Genomic DNA, 17,464 nt, shown 5'->3' on the forward strand with positions numbered 1-17,464 from the left:
CGGTCAACCGCGGGTCGTGCGGACGCAGTACACGTCGCCGGAGTTGGCCTCGTGTGGCAGCGCGAGCAGGTGCGCGGCCATCTCGTCGGCGTCGACCCACCGCCCGAGAGTCAGCGCCTTGTGGTCGCCGAGGGCCACGTCGAAGCCGTCGAAGCCGAGTGTGGCGAGCCGCTCCAGGCAGCGTAGGGCGACCGCCCGTCCGATGGTGGTGAACTCGAACGACAGGGCGGGCGGGGGATGGCTGAGACCGGCGAGTACGGCGTCCTCGAAACCCTCCACGTCGATCTTGACGAAGGACGGTGTGCCGTGCTCGGCGATCAGCGTGTCGATGGTGGTGACCGGCACCTCGATCTGACCGTCCCAGATCTGGCCCTCCCAGCCGCCCGCTCCGGCGGCGGCCGTCACGAAGTCGGTGGAGGCGGTGGAGACGGTGGGGTTCGCCGTGTTGACCAGGAAACTGATCCTGCCGGGTTGGGCCCCGCAGGCCGCCTCGACCACGGTGACCTGGTCGTCGTGGGCGTAGATGGCCCGCAACGCCCGCAGGCACAGCGGTTGCGGTTCGACGGCGACCACCCGGGCACCGAGCCGGCGGAAGGTGCCGATGTGGTCCCCGACATGGGAACCAATGTCGAAGACCAGGTCACCGGGGTGCACGAAGCGGGCGTAGAAGGCGTCCATCGCCGTGTCCCGGGCGGGATCGCCGTAGTAGACGTCGAGCGACCGGTGTAGCGCGGCGGCGCGGGGGTCGGTCCTGAGTGCCTCGACCGCCGCGGAGTGGGTACCCATCGCAGCACCTTAACCTGCGTGCGGTGCGTGCCGTGGCGGTCGGCGGAACCGGTGGTCACCTGCGGTGACGTACGGGGGAGCGCGGGTGCGGTCACCGCCCAGGTCGGTGGACTTGACGGCTGTCGACGGGCGCGCTATATAAGAAACCAGAAGTTGAGTCGATTGGACTCAACTGAGGACCTTCGGCCAGGAGAACCGAGGAGGCACACGATGCTGATGCGCACCGACCCGTTCCGTGAAATCGACCGGCTCGCCGAGCAGTTCTTCGGCAGCACCAGCCGTCCGGCCGTCATGCACATGGACGCCTACCGCGACGGCGACCACTTCTACGCCGCTTTCGACCTGCCCGGAGTCGACCCGGACAGCATCGACTGCACCGTGCAGCGCAACGTGCTGACCGTCCGCGCCGAACGTGGTCGCCCCGCCGGCGACAACGTCGAACTGGTCGCCGCCGAACGGCCGATGGGTGTCTTCAGCCGTCAACTCTTCCTCGGCGACACCCTCGACACCGACAAGCTCGAAGCCGGCTACGACAACGGTGTGCTGACGCTGCGGATCCCGGTGGCCGAACGGGCCAAGCCCCGCCGGGTCACCATCAGCGCGACCGGGAACGGCCGCAAGGAGATCAAAGCCTGATCGACGACCCCACTGCCGACGTGGCCGGCCGGACGCGACACCGTCCCGGCCGGCCACAACCCTTTCCGCCCGCCGCGACTTCAGATTCTCTACGGTCGGATGGTGTGGACGCTGCGCAGCCGTGGAGCAGACCGGCCCGGCGACGCCATCCGATGCGGACCGGCCTCGTCGTCGCCGCAGCAGGGGTCGCCCTGTGCTGCGTCGGCATCGCCGGACTGGGCGCCTGGAATGTGCAACTTGTCACCCAGGCCGCCGGCCCGGTCCGCCAGACCACCGAAGGGTTCCTGCGCGAGGTCACCACGGGCGACACCGGCAGCGCGTACGAGCGGCTCTGCGACGAGGCCCGCACCCGCTGGAGCGAGATCGGCTTCACCAGCTGGGTGCGCACCCCACCCGTGGTCCGCGACTACGAGATCATGGACGTGTCCGTGGCCACCCACGGCGGCAGACCCCTCGGCACCGTCACCGTCGTGCTGACCCGCGACAGCGGCAGCACCGAACAGCGGGATCTGACCGTGGTACGCGAGGACGGCGGCTGGCGGGTCTGCGGTGACCCGTACTGACCTCGACCAGGGCCCACGCGCGGGCCACCCCGACGGTACCGGTGATCAGTTGGCGGGCCCCAGGTCACCGGCACGGTGGTGCCGCCGGCACAGCACCTGGTACCGCACGTCCGCGGTGTCGACGGTGTCGCCGATGACGACCTGCGCGCCTTCACGGGCCACCCGCCCGTCGGCGACGCGGGCGTTGAGCAGGCCCTCCCGGCCGCACCAGCAGAGCACCTCGACCTGAATCCTGGCCACCGAGTCGGCCAACTCGAACAGCCGCTGCGCCGCCGGGAACAGGCCGGACCGGAAGTCGGTGGCCAGCCCGAAGGCATACACGTCGACATCGAAAATGTCGACCAGGTCGGCCATCTGCTCGACGTGCTCGACAGCGTAGAAGCTCGCCTCGTCACAGATCAGGTAGTCCACCCGGACCCCGTCGTTCCAGGCGTCGCGGACCAGGGTACGCAGGTCCAGCGCGTCGGTCACCTCGATGGCCTCGTGGGCCAGCCCGATGCGGGTGGTCACCTGCGGGCCGAGGGAACGGTCGATGCGGGTGGTGACCAGGCCACGGCGTCCCTGCCGGGCATGGTTGTAGTTCATCTGCAAAGCCATCGTGGACTTGCCGCAGTCCATCGGCCCCCAGTAGAACCGCAGCGCGGCAGCGTGCGCCGGCCTCCCGTCGACGCCACGGGCGGCGACACATCCGGCCGGATCGTCGCTCTGCCCGGCAAGTGTCGGACGGGCCAGGCAGCTGGGTACGGCGTCGTCGGTCGTCACGGACCGGCAGCCTAGTGCGATGTGCCCCCGGCCCGCGCGGTTGACCCGGCCGGGGTGTCGATCATCGCACCGCCGACCCGGATCACAGCACCCGCGGCGGCGTGTTCCCGGCGGCGACGATGGCCCGCCGGATCGGCACGGCCAGCAACAGCAGGAACCCGACCACGAAGAAGATCAGCAGGGAGACCAGACCGACCCGGTAGGAGTTGGTGAGGTGGAACACCAGACCGAACACCAGCGGACCGAGCCAGCTGGTGCCCTTGTCGCTGATCTCGTAGAAGCCGTAGTACTCACCCTCCCTGCCGGCGGGAATCAGCTGACTGAACAGTGACCGACTCAATGCCTGGCTGCCACCGAGAACCAGGCCGATGGCCGCGCCGAGCAGCATGAACGGCAGCGGTGCCTCGGCTGGCAGCCGGAACGCCGCGACGATCACCGCGGTCCAGAGCACCAGGCTGAGCAGGACCGTCTTCCAGGCCCCGATCCGCCCGGCCAGGGCACCCAGCCCCAACGCACCCCCGAAGGCGAGGAACTGCACCAGCAGGATCGTCACGATCAGGGTGCTCTGCCCCAGCCGTAGTTCCTCGGTGCCGTACTGGCTGGCCAGGGTGATGACGGTCTGGATGCCGTCGTTGTAGACCAGGAACGCCAGCAGGAAGAACAGCGTCAGCGGGTACGCCTTGATCTCCCGCAACGTGTGACCGAGTTGACGGAACCCGTCGGTGAGCACGTTGCCGCGGCCGGCGGCGGCCAGCGCGGCGTCGGTGGGACGCTCCCGCAGCCACCGCAGCGGCACCAGCGTGAACACCGCCCACCACAGCCCGGCCGAGACGATGGACCAGCGGGCCAGATCCAGGGTGCGTTCGGCGGTGCCGTTGTCGAACGACTGCACCGCGACGAGGTTCAACGCCAGCAGCAGACCACCACCCAGGTAGCCCACCGCCCAGCCCCGGCTGGAGATCGCGTCACGCTCGTCCGGCCCAGCCAACTGCGGCAGGAACGAGTTGTACACCACGATCGCCGCCCCGAAGCTGATATTGGCGACCACGAACAGCGCACCACCGAGCAGATACCGGTCGCCGGTGACGAAAAGCATGCCGACGGTCGCGGCCGCGCCGGTGAACGCCGTGGCGGCCAGCAGCCGCTTCTTGTGCAGCGACCGGTCGGCGATCGCACCGACGACCGGCAACACGAGGACCGTCAACAGCACCGACAACGAGACCAGGAACGGGTAGTAGGAGCCGGGGGCGACCTTGACACCCAACGGGTAGACGTACCCGGCGCACTCGTCCGCGCCGAGTTCACAGCCGGCGGCCACCTTGGTCACACTCGTCAGGAACGGACCGAGGAACACCGTGATGACGGTGGTCTGGAAAGCCGAGTTCGCCCAGTCGTAGACGTACCAGCCGGTGCGCTCGCGTCGGGTGCTACTCGGTGGCGGCGCGTCCTGCGTCGCCGCGGTGACCGTCTCGGCCATAGGGGTCCTCCGCCCGGGTGTTCAGGCGGCCCAGTGGCCGCGGCTGCGGTAGACGTCGCGCAGCACGCCGACGTGGTCGGTCATGATGCCATCCACCCCGAGATCAAGTAACTCGTGCATCTCGGTGGGTTCGTCGATCGTCCAGACGTGCACCTGCAACCCCAGCCGGTGGGCCGTACGCACGAACCGCCGGTCGACCACCGGCACCCGGCCGTAGCGCACCGGCACCTGCGCGGCCACCACCGACGGTGGCAGCCGCAGCGGCCGTCCCGCCCACGAGGCCCACCGCAGTCGGGCCACTCCGCGGACCCCCAGGCCGGTGGCGATGCGTCCCCTGGTCAACGCACGCAGCCGGGTCAGCCGGGCGTCACTGAACGAGGCCAGCAGCACCCGGTCGGCGGCACCGGCCCGGTCGACAGTGGCCACCGTGGGTGCCACCGCCTGCTCGCTCTTGACGTCGATGTTGAACCGCACCTGCGGCCACGCGTCGAGCACCTCGTCGAGGCGGGGCACCGCGGCACCACCACCGACACGCACCGTGGCCAGGTCCGCCCAGCGCATCGCGTCGACCCGGCCACGCTGACCGGTGACCCGTTCCAGGGTGTCGTCGTGGAACACCACGGCCACCCCGTCGGCGGTGCCGTGCACGTCGGTCTCGACGTACCGGTACCCCAGCTCGACTGCCCGGGCGAAAGCGGCGGCGGTGTTCTCGTCACCGTCGGCGGCGCCGCCTCGGTGGGCGAAGGCCAGCGGTGCGGGCGCGTCGAGGTAGGGGTGCACGGTCATGGGCACGCGGCGAAGTATGCCTGTCCCCGGTGACTTCCCGGTGGCGGGCCAGGTACCTCGGATCGTCCACGTCTCATACCTGCGGGGTGCCGGATGCCTCCGGATAGACGAGGATCGGCGCACCGGTGGCGACCACCGCAGCGGCGGCATCCAGGGCCCGGTGCACACCCTTGGTGCCCCGGTCGACGCGGATGTGCCCGGCGCGGCGCATCGCGGCGCCGATCAGCGGGGCCCGGAACAGCCCACCCGTGGCCATGATCCTCGGTGCCACCCGGCAGGCCGCGGCGAGCACGATCGGGTCGAACGGGCTGACGTGGTTGGCGGCCAGGATCAGCGGTCCGCCGCGCGGGCCGGGTGGCACAGGTGAGCAGGGTCATTGGTCCCGGGCCGGTTCGGGTCGTCCGCCCCTGCGGATCCGCGTACGACGCAATGTAGTATTTACTACGTCTTGTAGTATGAGTCGCTGGGGGGTCGCAGGTGGACGCGTTGGACGTCGCCCGCTGGCAGTTCGGTGTCACCACCGTCTACCACTTTCTCTTCGTACCGCTGACCATCGGCCTGTCCGTCCTGGTCGCCATCCTCCAGACACTCTGGCACCGCACCGGCGACGAAAAGTACCTCAAACTCACCAAGTTCTACGGCAAACTCTTCCTGATCAACTTCGCCATGGGTGTCGTCACCGGCATCGTCCAGGAATTCCAGTTCGGCATGAACTGGAGCGACTACTCCCGCTTCGTCGGCGACATCTTCGGCGCACCCCTGGCCATCGAAGCCCTCGTCGCGTTCTTCCTCGAATCCACCTTCATCGGCCTGTGGATCTTCGGATGGGACCGACTACCCGCCCGCCTGCACCTGGCCAGCATCTGGACCGCCGCCATCGGCACCAACCTGTCCGCCTACTTCATCCTCGCCGCGAACTCGTTCATGCAGAACCCCGTCGGCTACCGCTACAACCCGGACACCGGCCGAGCCGAACTGACCGACTTCCTCGCCGTGCTGACCAACAAGGTCGCCCTGATCACCTTCCCGCACACCATCGCCGGCGCCTTCCTGGTCGCCGGATCGCTGCTGGTGGCCGTCGCCCTGTGGCACCTCATCCGCAACCGCGACAGCGCCGACACCCCCGCCTACCGCTTCGCCGCCCGCTTCGGCGCCTGGGTCACCCTGGCCAGCGCCGCCCTCGTCGTCGTCACCGGCGACATCCAAGGCAAAATCATGACGCAGGTACAACCGATGAAGATGGCCGCCGCCGAAGGGCTCTACACCACCGAAAGCCCCGCGTCGTTCTCCGTACTGACCATCGGCAGCCTCGACGGCAGCCGCGAACTGTTCGCCCTCAAGATCCCGTACCTGCTGTCCTACCTCGGCACCGGCGACCCCAACGGCACCGTGCAGGGCATCAACGACCTCCAGGCCCGCTACAGCGCCCAGTACGGCGCCGGCAGCTACACCCCGATCATCCCGGTCACCTACTGGAGCTTCCGGATGATGATCGGCTTCGGGCTCGCCGCCGCCGCCATCGCCCTACTGGTCCTCTGGACCCACCGCAAAGGACGCACCCCCACCAGCACCTGGCTGCTGCGCGCCGGCCTCGCCATGCCGATCCTGCCGCTACTGGCCAACTCCTTCGGCTGGATCTTCACCGAGATGGGCCGCCAACCCTGGATCGTCTTCGGCGAGATGCTCACCCGCGACGGCGTATCCCGCAGCGTCAGCCTCACCGAAGTCCTCACCTCCTTCACCGCCTTCACCCTCATCTACGCCACCCTCGCCATCATCGAGGTGAAACTACTGATCCGCTACGCCAAGGCCGGCGTCCCCGACATCACCCCCACCCCCGAACCCGACGACACCGAACGTCCGCTCACCTTCGCCTACTGAGCCCGGAGCCACCCGTGGAACTGACCACCATCTGGTTTCTCCTCGTCGCCGTCCTGTTCACCGGCTACTTCATCCTCGAAGGCTTCGACTTCGGCGTCGGCATGCTGCTGCCCGTACTCGGCCGCGACGACAAGGAACGCCGCGTCATGATCAACACCATCGGGCCGGTCTGGGACGGCAACGAGGTCTGGCTGATCACCGCCGGAGGCGCCATGTTCGCCGCCTTCCCCGAGTGGTACGCCACCCTCTTCTCCGGCTTCTACCTACCCCTGCTACTCATCCTGCTGGCCCTGATCGCCCGCGGCGTCGCCTTCGAATACCGCCACAAGCGTCCCGAGGCATCCTGGAAACGCCGCTGGGACAACGCCATCTTCTTCGGCTCACTCGTCCCGGCGATCCTGTGGGGCGTGGCGTTCGCCAACATCCTGCGCGGCGTGCCGCTGGACGCCGACCACGAGTACGTCGGCGGACTGCTCAACCTGCTCAACCCGTACGCCCTGCTCGGCGGCGCCACCACCGCGGCGCTGTTCGCCACCCACGGCGCCGTCTTCGTCGCCCTCAAGACCGTCGGCGACATCCGCGGCCGGGCCGCCGCCCTCGCCGTGCGCCTGGGCGTGGCCGCGGCGGTCCTCGCGGTGGCCTTCCTGAGCTGGACCCTGACCATCCGCTCCAGCACGGCCGCCGTCGTGCTCGCCGTCGCCGCCGCGCTCGCCCTGCTCGGCGGTCTCGCCGCCGCCACGGTACGCCGCGAAGGCTGGGCCTTCACCGGCACCGCCGCCGCGATCGGCCTCGCGGTGGCCACCCTCTTCACCGCCCTCTTCCCGAACGTCCTGCCCTCCACACTCGACCCGACCGGCACACTCACCGCCACCAACGCCGCCTCCACCCCCTACACCCTCACGATCATGACCTGGGTCGCGGTGTTCTTCACCCCCATCGTGCTGGCCTACCAGGGCTGGACCTACTGGGTCTTCCGCAAACGCATCGGCGTCACCCACATCCCACACCACTGACCCACCCCACCGGCGAATCCAGCCGCCCCACCACCACGACCACTATCGTCAGCCCGTGCCCGACGTGCGTGAACTCACCCCCGACGACCTGAACGACGCCTGGCAACTCGGCCGGCTCGCCTTCGGCTCCGACCCGCAACCACCCCCACCACCAAACCCCACCGGCCGCACCGCCTACGGCGCCTTCGACTCCACCGGAAAACTCATCGGCAAGGCCGTCGACCTGCACGACGAACAATGGTGGAGCGGACACGCCGTACCCGCCGCAGACGTCGCCGGCGTCGCCGTCGCACCCGAAGCACGCGGCACCGGAGTGGGCCGAGCCCTGCTGAGCACCCTGCTCCGCCACGCCCACGACCGCGGCGCCGCCGTCAGCGCGCTGTTCCCCACCACCGCCGCCCCCTACCGCGCCTGCGGCTGGGAGATCACCGGCCAACGACGCACCCTCGACCTGCCCACCGCCACCCTGCCCCGACACCGCCCCGACCCACGGCTGACCGTCCGCGCCGGCACTCCCGGCGACCTGCCCGCCACCGCCGAGCTCTACCGACACGTCGCCCACCACCGCAACGGCCTGCTCACCCGCACCCACCGCCGGTTCACCGCCACCGACGAGCTGCCCTACGACGGGCTCACCCTCGTCGAACACGACGACCAACTGGTCGGCTACGCCGGCTGGGACCGGGGCCGCGGTTACGGCCCCGACGCCGTCCTCACCGTCGAAGACATCCTCGCCACCACGGCCGACGCCACCCAAGCCCTCGTCGGCGTCCTCGCCAGCTGGTGCAGCGTCACCCCGACCCTGCGCGTGACCCCGCTACCCGGCGACACCGTCAGCACCCACCTGCCCCTGGAACGCGCCCGCGAACACGAACGCGACACCTGGATGCACCGACCCGTCGACATCGTCCGCGCCGTACAGGCCCGCGGCTGGCCCACCCACACCCACGGCCAGGTCACCTTCACCCTCACCGACGACCTCGCCGACTGGAACACCGGCACCTGGCAACTCACCGTCGCCGACGGCCACGCCGACCTGCACCGCACCACCAACGACACCGACCTGCACCTGACCGTACGCGGCTTCGCCCGCCTCTACACCGGCACCGCCACCGCCCGAACCCTCGCCGAAACCGGGCTCCTGCACCACACCACACCCGACCCCAGCGCCCTGGACCTGCTCGCCGCCGGACCCACCGCCCACCTCATCGACTACTTCTGACAGACGCCGCGGCCCGGCCCGGCACGTCACATGCCGGACCGGGCCGCCGGTCGGATCGGAACCTGCCGTACTCAGCCCGCCTCGCGCAACTCCGCCAACCGGGCCTCGATCTCTGCCAACTCCGCCCGCAACTTCTCCGCCTGCTGCTCCGCCTCCGACCGCTCCGCAGACAGAATCTGCTCCACCGCCTCCTGCACCCCCGGAACATCCACCAACGCCACCATCCGCAGCGCCTCCGCCGGCTTGAGCACGTACGGCTTCGCCAACACCTTGCTGCCCTGCTGCGCGGCGACCGTCCACTCACCCTCGGCATAGGCCAACGTGACCGTCAACCCCGCCGGCCCCTTCGGCTTGGCCGCCTTCACCACCCGCCGGGCCGGTTTGGCTTCCGCCTTCGGCTCCACCGTCTCGTCCACCCTCGACTCCTCCTGACGCGGCTGCTCCACCTGACGCTGCTCCTCCCGACGCGGCTGCGGCACCCGGTCCAACACGAACTCCGGCTCCACCTGCGCCGGCACCACCGGCTCCGACTCCACCTTGGGCTCCACCGGCCGCCGACCCGCACCACGCGGCGCCACCGCCACATCAGTGGGGGAGAACGGCAACTCGTCACGGCCGAACCGCACCACCACGAACTCGTCGGACTCCGCCGGATCAGTCAACTCCACCACCTGACCCAGCTGCCCAGCGATCTGACCCGCCGCCGCAGTGAACACCACCTTCGGCTTACGCCCCGCGGCCAACGCCTCCCGGATGCCGCGCACCTCGTCCTCGGACAGTCCCTGACCAGCGGCACCCATCGCCCAACCTCGTTTCCTCGTACACCTGTTCAGACGCCTGCCTTGATACCAGCCGCCCGTGACAACCCGAAGATCAGCCCCCCAACGCGCGCAACGCCCGATCCGCATGCTCGTTCATGCCCAACTCGCTGTGCACCACTTCGATGACCCGCCGATCCACCCCGATCACGAACGTCATCCGACGCGTACTCAACGGCCCCAACGGCAACCGGCGCCGCACCCCGAACCGGTCCGCCACCACACCATCCGCATCCGACAACAACGGATAGTCGAACCCGTGCAACCGCGAGAACTCCGCCTGCCGCGACACCGGATCGCGGCTGATACCCACCCGCTGCGCACCCACAGCCGCGAACTCCGCCGCCAGATCCCGAAAGTGACAACTCTCCGCCGTGCAACCCCGCGTCATCGCCGCCGGATAGAAGAACAACACCACCGGACCCGACTCCAGCAGCTGCGTCAACCGCCGCGACCGACCCGTCTCGTCCGGCAACTCGAAATCCTCGACCAGATCCCCGACACCCACACCCGTCACGAGTCCTCCCAACGACACTGTGGCCGCGAGCGTATGCCATCGACCTGGACCGGCCGCGCAGACAAGACACCGCGCCACCCGGCACCGCGACCACCCCGGTAACGTCCCCGACACCAGCTCGGGGCAGGGGAGAGGCCACATTGACCACCGTCACCGTCATCACCGGCGGCAGCCGAGGTATCGGCGCCGCCACCGCACGCCGCCTCGCCCGCACCGGCCAGCACATCACCCTCGGCTACCGACGTGACCACACCGCCGCCGACACCGTCGTGGCCGACCTGCGCGCCATCGGCGTACGCGCCATCGCCGTACCCGCCGACACCCGCGACCCCGACCAGGTCGCCGCCCTGTTCGACGCCGCGACCGAACTCGGCACCCTCACCGGCCTGGTCAACAACGCCGGCATCACCAGTCCGATCGGCCCCTTCACCGAGCTCGACCCCGACGACCTGCGCCGCGTCGTCGACGTCAACCTCATCGGCTACGTCCTCTGCGCCCAGCAGGCCGCCCGCCGGATGACCGAGGGCGCCGCCATCGTGAACCTCTCCTCAGTCGCCGCCACCCTCGGCAGCCCAGGGGAGTACGTGCACTACGCCGCCGTCAAGGCCGCCACCGACGCCCTCACCATCGGCCTGGCCAAGGAACTGGCGCCTCGGGGCATCCGCGTCAACGCGGTCGCCCCCGGTGTCATCCGCACCGACATCCACGCCCTGTCCGGCCAACCCGACCGACCCGACCGCGTCGCCGACCGCATCCCACTGGGCCGCCCTGGCGAACCCGACGAGGTCGCCGCCGCTGTCGTCTGGTTGCTCAGCCCCGACGCCTCCTACACGACCGGCACCATCCTTCGTGTCGGCGGCGGCCTCTGAGCCGGCCAGACCGATCGGCATCACGGCAGGACGGCGGGCACCACAGAGGAGGAACCGCACCGCCCGGGCAAACGCGTCGCTGAGCTGGCGCGCCCCGACGTCCGGTGGACCGGGCTCGACGGACGCGGGGGCTCGACGTCTGCTCGAGACCTCGACCTGGTTATTCGATAATCTACATTATGTAAAGTTGAGCGGATCGGCCCCTGCCCCGGCTGCATCGAGGGCACACCCCCGGGGGGTCAGCCGGCGGGACCGAAGTTTACTTCGGCGGTCGGGACCGTCCCGGGCCGGACGTAGATGCCGTTGGCCAGGTGCCGGTGGCGGGATTCGGCTCGGATTTCGGCGGTGCTGCGCCTCTTGGCCGCGAGGTGCGTCAGCCCGGGACCGGCACGCTTCCGGCACCGGCCCGGATCAATCACCGTGACGTTGGGGGGGCACCGACAGAAACACTCCCCCTGAACCACTCCCCGAATGCGAAAGTCATGCATAATATCACTTATGCATGACAAGAGGGATGAATCGGTAACCTCGCTGATCGAGGAGTTCCTGACCGCCCGGGCCACCCGCAAACCCTCCCCGCACACCCAGGCGGCCTACCGGCGGGATCTGACCGCGGTGGCCGCCCTCGCCGCGGAGTTCTCCACCCCCGCCCTGTCCTTGGCCGAACTGCCGGTCGACGCGCTCTCCCCCAGGCTGATCCGGGCCGCGTTCGCCCGGTTCGCCGCCGGCCGGGCCGCCAGTTCCGTCGGTCGGGCCTGGTCCACCTGGAACGGCTTCTTCTCCTTCCTGGTCGCCGAGCAGGTGGTGCCCGGCAACCCGATGCCGGCCGTCGGGCGCCCCCGTACTCCCCTGCCGACGCCGAAGCCGCTGCGCGGAGAGGACACCCCCGAACACCTGCTCACCTCGGCCGCGCGGGCCGAGGGACGACAGCGGGACCCGTGGCCGGAACGGGACGTGGCGGTGCTGGCGTTGGCCCTGTGCGCGGGACTGCGACTGGCAGAGTTGCTGGGTCTGCGGGTCGGTTCGATCGGTGGCCGCCCTGGTGAGCGCCGGCTGGAGGTGGCCGGCAAGGGCGGGCGCCCCCGGGTACTGCCGGTCGAGCCGGATCTGGACACGGTGCTGGCGAACTATCTGGACAGCCGTGTCCGCCGCTTCGGCGCGCGTACCGTGCGGCAGGTGTCGCCGCTGCTGGTTGACCGTCAGGGTGAGCCGCTGCGCCGGGGTGGTCTGCAGTATCTGGTGGAGTCTTGCTACCGGCGGGCCGGAATCAATGACCGGGTGCCACGTGGGGCGCGGTTGCACGCGCTGCGGCACACCTTCGCCACCCGGCTGGCCGAGGACGGTGCGGGGGCGGCAGAGATCATGCGGCTGTTGGGGCACGCGTCGTTGGCGTCGTCGCAGACGTACATCGAGGTGACCTCGGGGCAGCAGCGGGAGGCGGTGCGGGCCAACCGGACGAACCGGGTGCTGGCGGGGCTGCTCTCGGCTCCTGACTGAGCTGGCGGGCGCTGTCCGGGGTGGCCGTGTCGAAGTGATGAGGCGGCCGGTGGTGTGACAGGCTGGCGACGACGCGACTGGCGGCATCGGGGATGGGATCGACCATCGGGAAGCTCACCGTGGGGGGTCGTCCGCCTGGGCCCGCCACGGATGAGGTGAGCCATGTCGATGACGGGTGCGCGGTCGCTGCCGGGTGTGCCGGTGGCGGAGGAGATTCTGGCCGAGGTGGCCGAGGGTGTGGCGCAGCTGCGGGCAGCGGGGGTGACTCCGACGTTGGCGACGGTGTTGGTGGGTGACGACGAGGCCAGTGCCGGCTACATCCGGATCAAGCAGCGGCAGGCGGCGGAGCTGGGTTTCGCCTCGCCGCACGTGCGGCTGGCGGCGTCGGCGTCGCAGGCCGACGTGCACGCGGTGCTGGCCGACTTCAACTCCGACCCGGGGGTGCACGGGGTGTTGGTGCAGTATCCGATCCCCGGCGGTCTGGACTATGACCGGGCGTTGCAGACCCTCGACCCGGATCGGGACGTGGACGGTATGCATCCGGTGAACTTGGGCCGGCTGGCGTTGGGGGTGCCGGGGCCGTTGCCGTGCACGCCGGCGGCGATCGAGGCGTTGTTGGCGTACCACGGGGTGCTGGTGGCCGGTCGTGAGGTGGTGATCCTGGGTCGTGGGGTCACGTTGGGGCGGCCGTTGGCGATGCTGTTGGCGCAGAAGCGGTCGACGGCGAACGCGGCGGTGACGGTGGTGCACACGGGGGTGGCGGACTGGCCTCGGTACACGCGGCGGGCGGAGATCCTGGTGGCGGCGGCCGGGGTGCCGGGCATCGTGCGGCCGGAGCATGTGCGCCCGGGCGCGGTGGTGGTCGGTGCTGGGGTGCGGTACGCGGGGCGTCGGTTGCTGCCGGACGTCGATGAGTCGTGTGCGCAGGTGGCGGGAGCGATCACGCCGAGGGTCGGTGGGGTGGGTCCGGTGACGGTGGCGATGTTGTTCCGCAACGCGTTGCGGGCGGCCCGGTCAGCGGCTGGCCCGGTGCCCGGACACCGCGACATCTCCGATGTTGCTGGGTAGGCGGCTGGGCGGCGAGGGTGGTTCGCGGGTCAGGGGCGAGTGCCGAGGTCGACGACCAGGGGTCGGTGGTCGGAGATGGTTGACCGTGGGGTGCGCACGGCGGTGACCGGGGGTAGCTGGTCGAAGCTGTGCCGGTCGGCGAGGACGTGGTCGAGTTGAACGCGGGGTTGCGCGGCGGGGTAGGTGGGTCGGCGGGCCAGCAGTTGCCAGCCGGAGACGGCTCTGGTGGCCCAGGCGGGCAGGTTCAGGTCGCCGAGGAGGATGCGGGGGGCGGGTAGGGCACGTAGGGCGCGGATGACCTGGCGGAGTTGGCGGACGTTCCAGCCGGCGACGAAGGACAGGTGGGTGGCGGCGACGGTGAGGGGGCCGTGGGGGGTGTCCAGTACGGCGGCGATGACGACGCGGGGTTCGTCGCGGAGCAGGATGAGGCCGCCGCCCGGGCCGGGGACGTAGACCGGGGAGCGCACCGGCGCGGGGTGTAGGCGGGTGACGCGCCAGTGGGTGACCGGGTGGCGGGAGATCAGGCCGACGCCGTAGCAGGGTTCGCCGTGACCGTCGTCGTCGTGGGTGAGGGGGCGGAACGCCTCGCCGGGGGTGCCGACGACGGCGGCGGCGAAGCGGTGCTCGGGGGCGCCGAGGGCCTGAGCGGCGATGGCGGTGAGGTCGAGGTTGCCGCTGCGGGACTGGTCACGGTCGACTTCTTGGAGGGCGAGGATGTCGGCGTCGATGGCGGCGACGGCGGCGGTCAGTCGGGCCGGGTCGACCAGGCCGTCGGTGAGGGACCGGCCGTGCAGCAGGTTGAACGTGGCCAGGCGCACGCTGTCACCTTAGCGACGGCGTGGGAGAGTTGCCCGATGCTGCGGGCGTTGTGCTGTTCGGTGCTGGTGTTTGTGGCGGTTGCCGGGGTGGGGATCTGGGTGCGGCGTCGTCGGGGGCGGTGAGGCTGGCCACAGCCGGCGGTGTGAGCGGGGTGCCGGTGGGAAGAATCGCCGGTCGTGGAGTTGGACCCGGTGACCGTGGTGACGTTGCTGACTGCCGCTGCCCTGGCGGGTTGGGTGGACGCGGTGGTGGGTGGTGGTGGGTTGTTGCTGTTGCCGGCGTTGCTCGTGGCGGCTCCGGGGTTGCCGCCGGCGACGGCGTTGGGGACGAACAAGTTGGCGGCGATCGCCGGTACGTCGACGGCGGCGGTGACGTACGCCCGCCATACGAAGATCGACTGGGTGGTGGTGGGGCCGGCGGCGGTGTTGGCGGTGGTGTGTGCGGGTCTGGGTGCGGCGTTGGCTGGGGCGGTGCCGTCGTCGGCGTACCGGCCGGTGGTGTTGGTGGTGTTGGTGTCGGTGGCTTTGTTCGTGGTGCTGCGTCCCGCGTTGGGGGTGCTGGCGGTGCCGCAGCGGCGGACGCGGGTGCGGGTGGTGGTGGCGGTGCTGGTGGCCGGGGTGGGCATCGCCGCGTATGACGGGTTGATCGGTCCGGGTACGGGCACGTTTCTGGTGTTGGCGTTCACCGCGTTGGTGGGGGCGGACTTCGTGCACGGTTCGGCGATGGCGAAGGTGGTCAACGCGGGCACGAACGCGGGTGCGTTGGCGGTGTTCGCGGTGACTGGGCATGTGTGGTGGCTGCTGGGTGCGGCGATGGCGGTGTGCAACATCGTGGGGGCGTCGGTGGGTGCGCGGATGGCGTTGCGGCGCGGTTCCGGGTTCGTGCGGGTGGTGCTGCTGGTGGTGGTGCTGGCGTTGGTGGCGAAGCTGGGGTACGACCAGTGGGTGGCTGGTTCAGCCTCGGTGGGAGGAGTCGAAGCGGCCGGCGCGGATCTCGCGTAGGGCGCGGCGGCGGGTTTCGCCGTGCAGGGTGTCGACGTAGAGGCGGCCGGTGAGGTGGTCGGTCTCGTGTTGCAGGGCGCGGGCGAGGAAGCCGCTGCCGGCGATGGTGAGGGGTTCGCCGTGTTGGTCGTAGCCGTGGGCGGTGGCGTGCAGGGCGCGGGGGGTCGGGAAGTGCAGGCCGGGGATGGACAGGCAGCCCTCGTCGTCGTCCTGGAGTTCGGTGGACAGCTCCAGCGTCGGGTTGATCATGTGGCCGCGGTGGCCGTCGGCGTCGTAGACGAAGACCTGGAGGCTGACGCCGATTTGGGGTGCGGCGACGCCGGCGCGGCCGGGTGCGCCGAGCAGGGTGTCCATCAGGTCGGTGACCAGGGTGCGTAGTGCGGCGTCGAAGTTGGTGATCGGTTCGCTGGGGGTGCGGAGCACCGGGTCGCCGATGATTCGGATGTCTCGCATCGTCACCTGGTCGATGCTATCGGTTGGCTGGTGGGCTGTGCGGGGGCGAGGGCGGCCCGAAGCGGGGTGGTTTTGGCGGCGGCTTCGGCGACTTCGGCGGCGGGGTCGCTGTCCCAGGTGATGCCGCCGCCGGCCCAGACGTGCACGGCGTTGCCGTCGACGGCGGCGGTGCGGATGGTCAGGCCGAGGTTGATGTGGTCGGGGCCGATCCAGCCGAGGGTGCCCATGCTGGCGCCGCGGCCGACGGGTTCGAGGGCGGCGATGTGGTCGAGGGCGGCGAGTTTCGGTGCGCCGGTGACTGAGCCGCCGGGGCAGACGGCGCGGAGCAGGTCGGCCAGGCCGAGTCCGTCGGCGATGTCGGCGCGGATGGTGGATTCGGCCTGCCACAGGTCGCACCAGCGGCGTACGGCGAACAGTTCGTCGACGCGGACGCTGCCGGTGCGGGCGATGCGGGCCAGGTCGTTGCGTTCCAGGTCGACGATCATGATGTGTTCGGCGCGTTCTTTGGGTGAGGTGAGCAGGTCGGTGCGGCCGGTGGTGGTGGCGGGGCGGGTGCCTTTGATGGGTCGGGTGGTGAGGGTGCCGGCGCGTACCTCGATGAGGGTTTCGGGGCTGGCGCAGCCGATGGCCCAGCCGGGGCCGGTGAGGACGCCGCCGTAGCGGGCGCCGGGTAGGCGGCCGAGGCGGGCCAGGGCGGGAATCGGGTCGCCGGTGTAGGGGGCGCTGGCGTGTCCGACGAGGTTGGTCTGGTAGACCTCGCCGCGGCCGATGGCCTGGCGGATCGCGCTGATCGCGTCGGTGTGCTGGCGGGGGGTCCAGCTCTCGGTCCAGGCGCTGTGCCACCAGGGCGGTGGTGGGTTGGGGTGGGTGGTGCTCGGTTTGGTGTGGGCGTAGACGACGACGGCCACTTCGGGCAGGTCGGCGGGGTTGGGTGCGCCGGGTGGGCTGCCGGCGAGCAGGGCTGCTGCGGCGGCGGAGAGGTAGAGGGCGGCCCCGCAGATTTTGTGCCGGTGGTGGCGTGCCGGGCGGGTCAGGTCGCCGAGGTGTAGGCCGTGGTCGGCGAGGAACTGTTCGGCGTACGCGGCCGGGTCGCCGCCGTCGGTGGGGCGCCACTGCCAGCGGGCGTGTTCGACGAGCCGGCCGCGGCAGGACGCGGGAACTGCGGGCGGATCGACCACCATCCGTGGGAGCGCTTCCACGACGTCTGGTCGGTGCATGCTCATCCGTTCAGCGGATTTCCCGGGCACCACGCGCAGATCTGCTCGATGCGGCGCGCTTTCGCTTGGTACTGTGCGT

General features: G+C 70.4%; 18 protein-coding genes, 1 pseudogene and 1 riboswitch. Of the genes and pseudogenes, 9 read left to right on the top strand and 10 right to left on the bottom strand.

Features of this window, described 5'->3' with window-relative positions:
- Positions 1-3: 3 nt before the first annotated feature.
- Complete coding sequence (locus HCA58_RS09720; RefSeq protein ID WP_169597431.1) at positions 4-786, bottom strand: FkbM family methyltransferase; 783 nt, start codon at positions 784-786, stop codon at positions 4-6.
- A gap of 210 nt (positions 787-996) precedes the next feature.
- On the opposite strand from HCA58_RS09720, the gene HCA58_RS09725 reads away from it, so the two are divergent.
- Both HCA58_RS09725 and HCA58_RS09730 read left to right on the top strand, forming a co-directional pair.
- The gene (locus tag HCA58_RS09725) at positions 997-1,422 is read left to right on the top strand and encodes an Hsp20/alpha crystallin family protein (RefSeq protein WP_169597432.1); all 426 of its coding nucleotides are present in this window, start codon (positions 997-999) and stop codon (positions 1,420-1,422) included.
- A 104-nt stretch (positions 1,423-1,526) separates the two neighbouring features.
- Positions 1,527-1,985, top strand: coding sequence for a hypothetical protein (locus HCA58_RS09730; protein WP_169597433.1), 459 nt, complete (start codon positions 1,527-1,529; stop codon positions 1,983-1,985).
- A gap of 45 nt (positions 1,986-2,030) precedes the next feature.
- On the opposite strand, the gene HCA58_RS09735 is transcribed toward HCA58_RS09730, so the two are convergent.
- The 4 genes and pseudogenes from HCA58_RS09735 to HCA58_RS09750 all read right to left on the bottom strand — a co-directional run.
- Complete coding sequence (locus HCA58_RS09735; RefSeq protein WP_240955910.1) at positions 2,031-2,624, bottom strand: thymidine kinase; 594 nt, start codon at positions 2,622-2,624, stop codon at positions 2,031-2,033.
- 205 nt (positions 2,625-2,829) lie between these two features.
- The gene (locus tag HCA58_RS09740) at positions 2,830-4,224 is read right to left on the bottom strand and encodes an MFS transporter (protein ID WP_169597435.1); all 1,395 of its coding nucleotides are present in this window, start codon (positions 4,222-4,224) and stop codon (positions 2,830-2,832) included.
- A gap of 21 nt (positions 4,225-4,245) precedes the next feature.
- Positions 4,246-5,010 (bottom strand): glycerophosphodiester phosphodiesterase, encoded by a 765-nt coding sequence (locus tag HCA58_RS09745; protein ID WP_169597485.1) that lies wholly within the window; start codon positions 5,008-5,010, stop codon positions 4,246-4,248.
- 9 nt (positions 5,011-5,019) lie between these two features.
- Positions 5,020-5,350, bottom strand: a pseudogene (locus tag HCA58_RS09750) (lysophospholipid acyltransferase family protein); the annotation flags it as partial.
- A gap of 137 nt (positions 5,351-5,487) precedes the next feature.
- Here HCA58_RS09750 and HCA58_RS09755 point away from each other — a divergent pair.
- The 3 genes from HCA58_RS09755 to HCA58_RS24035 are packed head-to-tail and all read left to right on the top strand — an operon-like array spanning position 5,488 to position 9,126.
- Positions 5,488-6,891: a cytochrome ubiquinol oxidase subunit I gene (locus HCA58_RS09755; RefSeq protein WP_169597436.1), complete on the top strand. Its 1,404-nt coding sequence runs from the start codon at positions 5,488-5,490 to the stop codon at positions 6,889-6,891.
- Positions 6,892-6,905: 14 nt separating this feature from the next.
- Positions 6,906-7,904, top strand: a complete 999-nt coding sequence (cydB, locus tag HCA58_RS09760) for a cytochrome d ubiquinol oxidase subunit II (RefSeq protein WP_169597437.1) — start codon at positions 6,906-6,908, stop codon at positions 7,902-7,904.
- Between the two features lie 55 nt (positions 7,905-7,959).
- Positions 7,960-9,126: a GNAT family N-acetyltransferase gene (locus HCA58_RS24035; RefSeq protein ID WP_169597438.1), complete on the top strand. Its 1,167-nt coding sequence runs from the start codon at positions 7,960-7,962 to the stop codon at positions 9,124-9,126.
- 71 nt (positions 9,127-9,197) lie between these two features.
- On the opposite strand, the gene HCA58_RS09770 is transcribed toward HCA58_RS24035, so the two are convergent.
- Together HCA58_RS09770 and HCA58_RS09775 are read right to left on the bottom strand one after the other, a co-directional pair.
- The gene (locus HCA58_RS09770) at positions 9,198-9,926 is read right to left on the bottom strand and encodes a hypothetical protein (RefSeq protein ID WP_169597439.1); all 729 of its coding nucleotides are present in this window, start codon (positions 9,924-9,926) and stop codon (positions 9,198-9,200) included.
- A gap of 73 nt (positions 9,927-9,999) precedes the next feature.
- The gene (locus HCA58_RS09775; protein WP_346775935.1) at positions 10,000-10,461 is read right to left on the bottom strand and encodes a peroxiredoxin; all 462 of its coding nucleotides are present in this window, start codon (positions 10,459-10,461) and stop codon (positions 10,000-10,002) included.
- A gap of 140 nt (positions 10,462-10,601) precedes the next feature.
- On the opposite strand from HCA58_RS09775, the gene HCA58_RS09780 reads away from it, so the two are divergent.
- The 3 genes from HCA58_RS09780 to HCA58_RS09790 all read left to right on the top strand — a co-directional run bounded on the left by HCA58_RS09780 (position 10,602) and on the right by HCA58_RS09790 (position 13,895).
- Entirely contained in the window at positions 10,602-11,330 is a 729-nt protein-coding gene (locus tag HCA58_RS09780) for an SDR family oxidoreductase (protein WP_169597441.1), read from the top strand.
- Between the two features lie 498 nt (positions 11,331-11,828).
- Positions 11,829-12,827, top strand: coding sequence for a tyrosine-type recombinase/integrase (locus tag HCA58_RS09785; RefSeq protein WP_169597442.1), 999 nt, complete (start codon positions 11,829-11,831; stop codon positions 12,825-12,827).
- Positions 12,828-12,890: 63 nt separating this feature from the next.
- A riboswitch (ZMP/ZTP riboswitch) is annotated at positions 12,891-12,975 on the top strand.
- Between the two features lie 14 nt (positions 12,976-12,989).
- Positions 12,990-13,895 (top strand): tetrahydrofolate dehydrogenase/cyclohydrolase catalytic domain-containing protein, encoded by a 906-nt coding sequence (locus HCA58_RS09790; protein WP_205808140.1) that lies wholly within the window; start codon positions 12,990-12,992, stop codon positions 13,893-13,895.
- A 29-nt stretch (positions 13,896-13,924) separates the two neighbouring features.
- Here HCA58_RS09790 and HCA58_RS09795 read toward each other — a convergent pair whose 3' ends face one another.
- Complete coding sequence (locus HCA58_RS09795; protein WP_169597444.1) at positions 13,925-14,713, bottom strand: endonuclease/exonuclease/phosphatase family protein; 789 nt, start codon at positions 14,711-14,713, stop codon at positions 13,925-13,927.
- A gap of 183 nt (positions 14,714-14,896) precedes the next feature.
- On the opposite strand from HCA58_RS09795, the gene HCA58_RS09800 reads away from it, so the two are divergent.
- Positions 14,897-15,715 carry a TSUP family transporter gene (locus HCA58_RS09800; RefSeq protein ID WP_169597486.1) on the top strand — a complete coding sequence of 273 codons (819 nt, stop codon included), beginning with the start codon at positions 14,897-14,899 and terminating at the stop codon, positions 15,713-15,715.
- Here the strand turns inward: HCA58_RS09800 and def are convergent.
- Positions 15,668-16,174 (bottom strand): peptide deformylase, encoded by a 507-nt coding sequence (gene def, locus HCA58_RS09805; RefSeq protein WP_169597445.1) that lies wholly within the window; start codon positions 16,172-16,174, stop codon positions 15,668-15,670. The two genes, HCA58_RS09800 and def, sit on opposite strands and share 48 nt — an antisense overlap.
- A complete protein-coding gene (locus HCA58_RS09810) occupies positions 16,171-17,418 on the bottom strand; it encodes a chorismate-binding protein (protein WP_346775936.1) in 1,248 nt (415 codons plus the stop codon). Before HCA58_RS09810 ends, def begins: the two co-directional genes overlap by 4 nt.
- Between the last annotated feature and the right edge of the window lie 46 nt (positions 17,419-17,464).

This window comes from Micromonospora sp. HNM0581, from assembly GCF_012726175.1.
Classification (GTDB): Bacteria; Actinomycetota; Actinomycetes; order Mycobacteriales; family Micromonosporaceae; genus Micromonospora.

Excerpts from the sequence above, each read along its gene's own strand:
- HCA58_RS09720 (WP_169597431.1), bottom strand. The coding sequence starts at position 786 with ATGGGTACCCACTCCGCGGCGGTCGAGGCACTCAGGACCGACCCCCGC.
- HCA58_RS09725 (WP_169597432.1), top strand. The coding sequence starts at position 997 with ATGCTGATGCGCACCGACCCGTTCCGTGAAATCGACCGGCTCGCCGAG.
- HCA58_RS09740 (WP_169597435.1), bottom strand. The coding sequence starts at position 4,224 with ATGGCCGAGACGGTCACCGCGGCGACGCAGGACGCGCCGCCACCGAGT.
- HCA58_RS09745 (WP_169597485.1), bottom strand. The coding sequence starts at position 5,010 with ATGACCGTGCACCCCTACCTCGACGCGCCCGCACCGCTGGCCTTCGCC.
- HCA58_RS09770 (WP_169597439.1), bottom strand. The coding sequence starts at position 9,926 with ATGGGTGCCGCTGGTCAGGGACTGTCCGAGGACGAGGTGCGCGGCATC.
- HCA58_RS09785 (WP_169597442.1), top strand. The coding sequence starts at position 11,829 with ATGCATGACAAGAGGGATGAATCGGTAACCTCGCTGATCGAGGAGTTC.
- HCA58_RS09790 (WP_205808140.1), top strand. The coding sequence starts at position 12,990 with ATGTCGATGACGGGTGCGCGGTCGCTGCCGGGTGTGCCGGTGGCGGAG.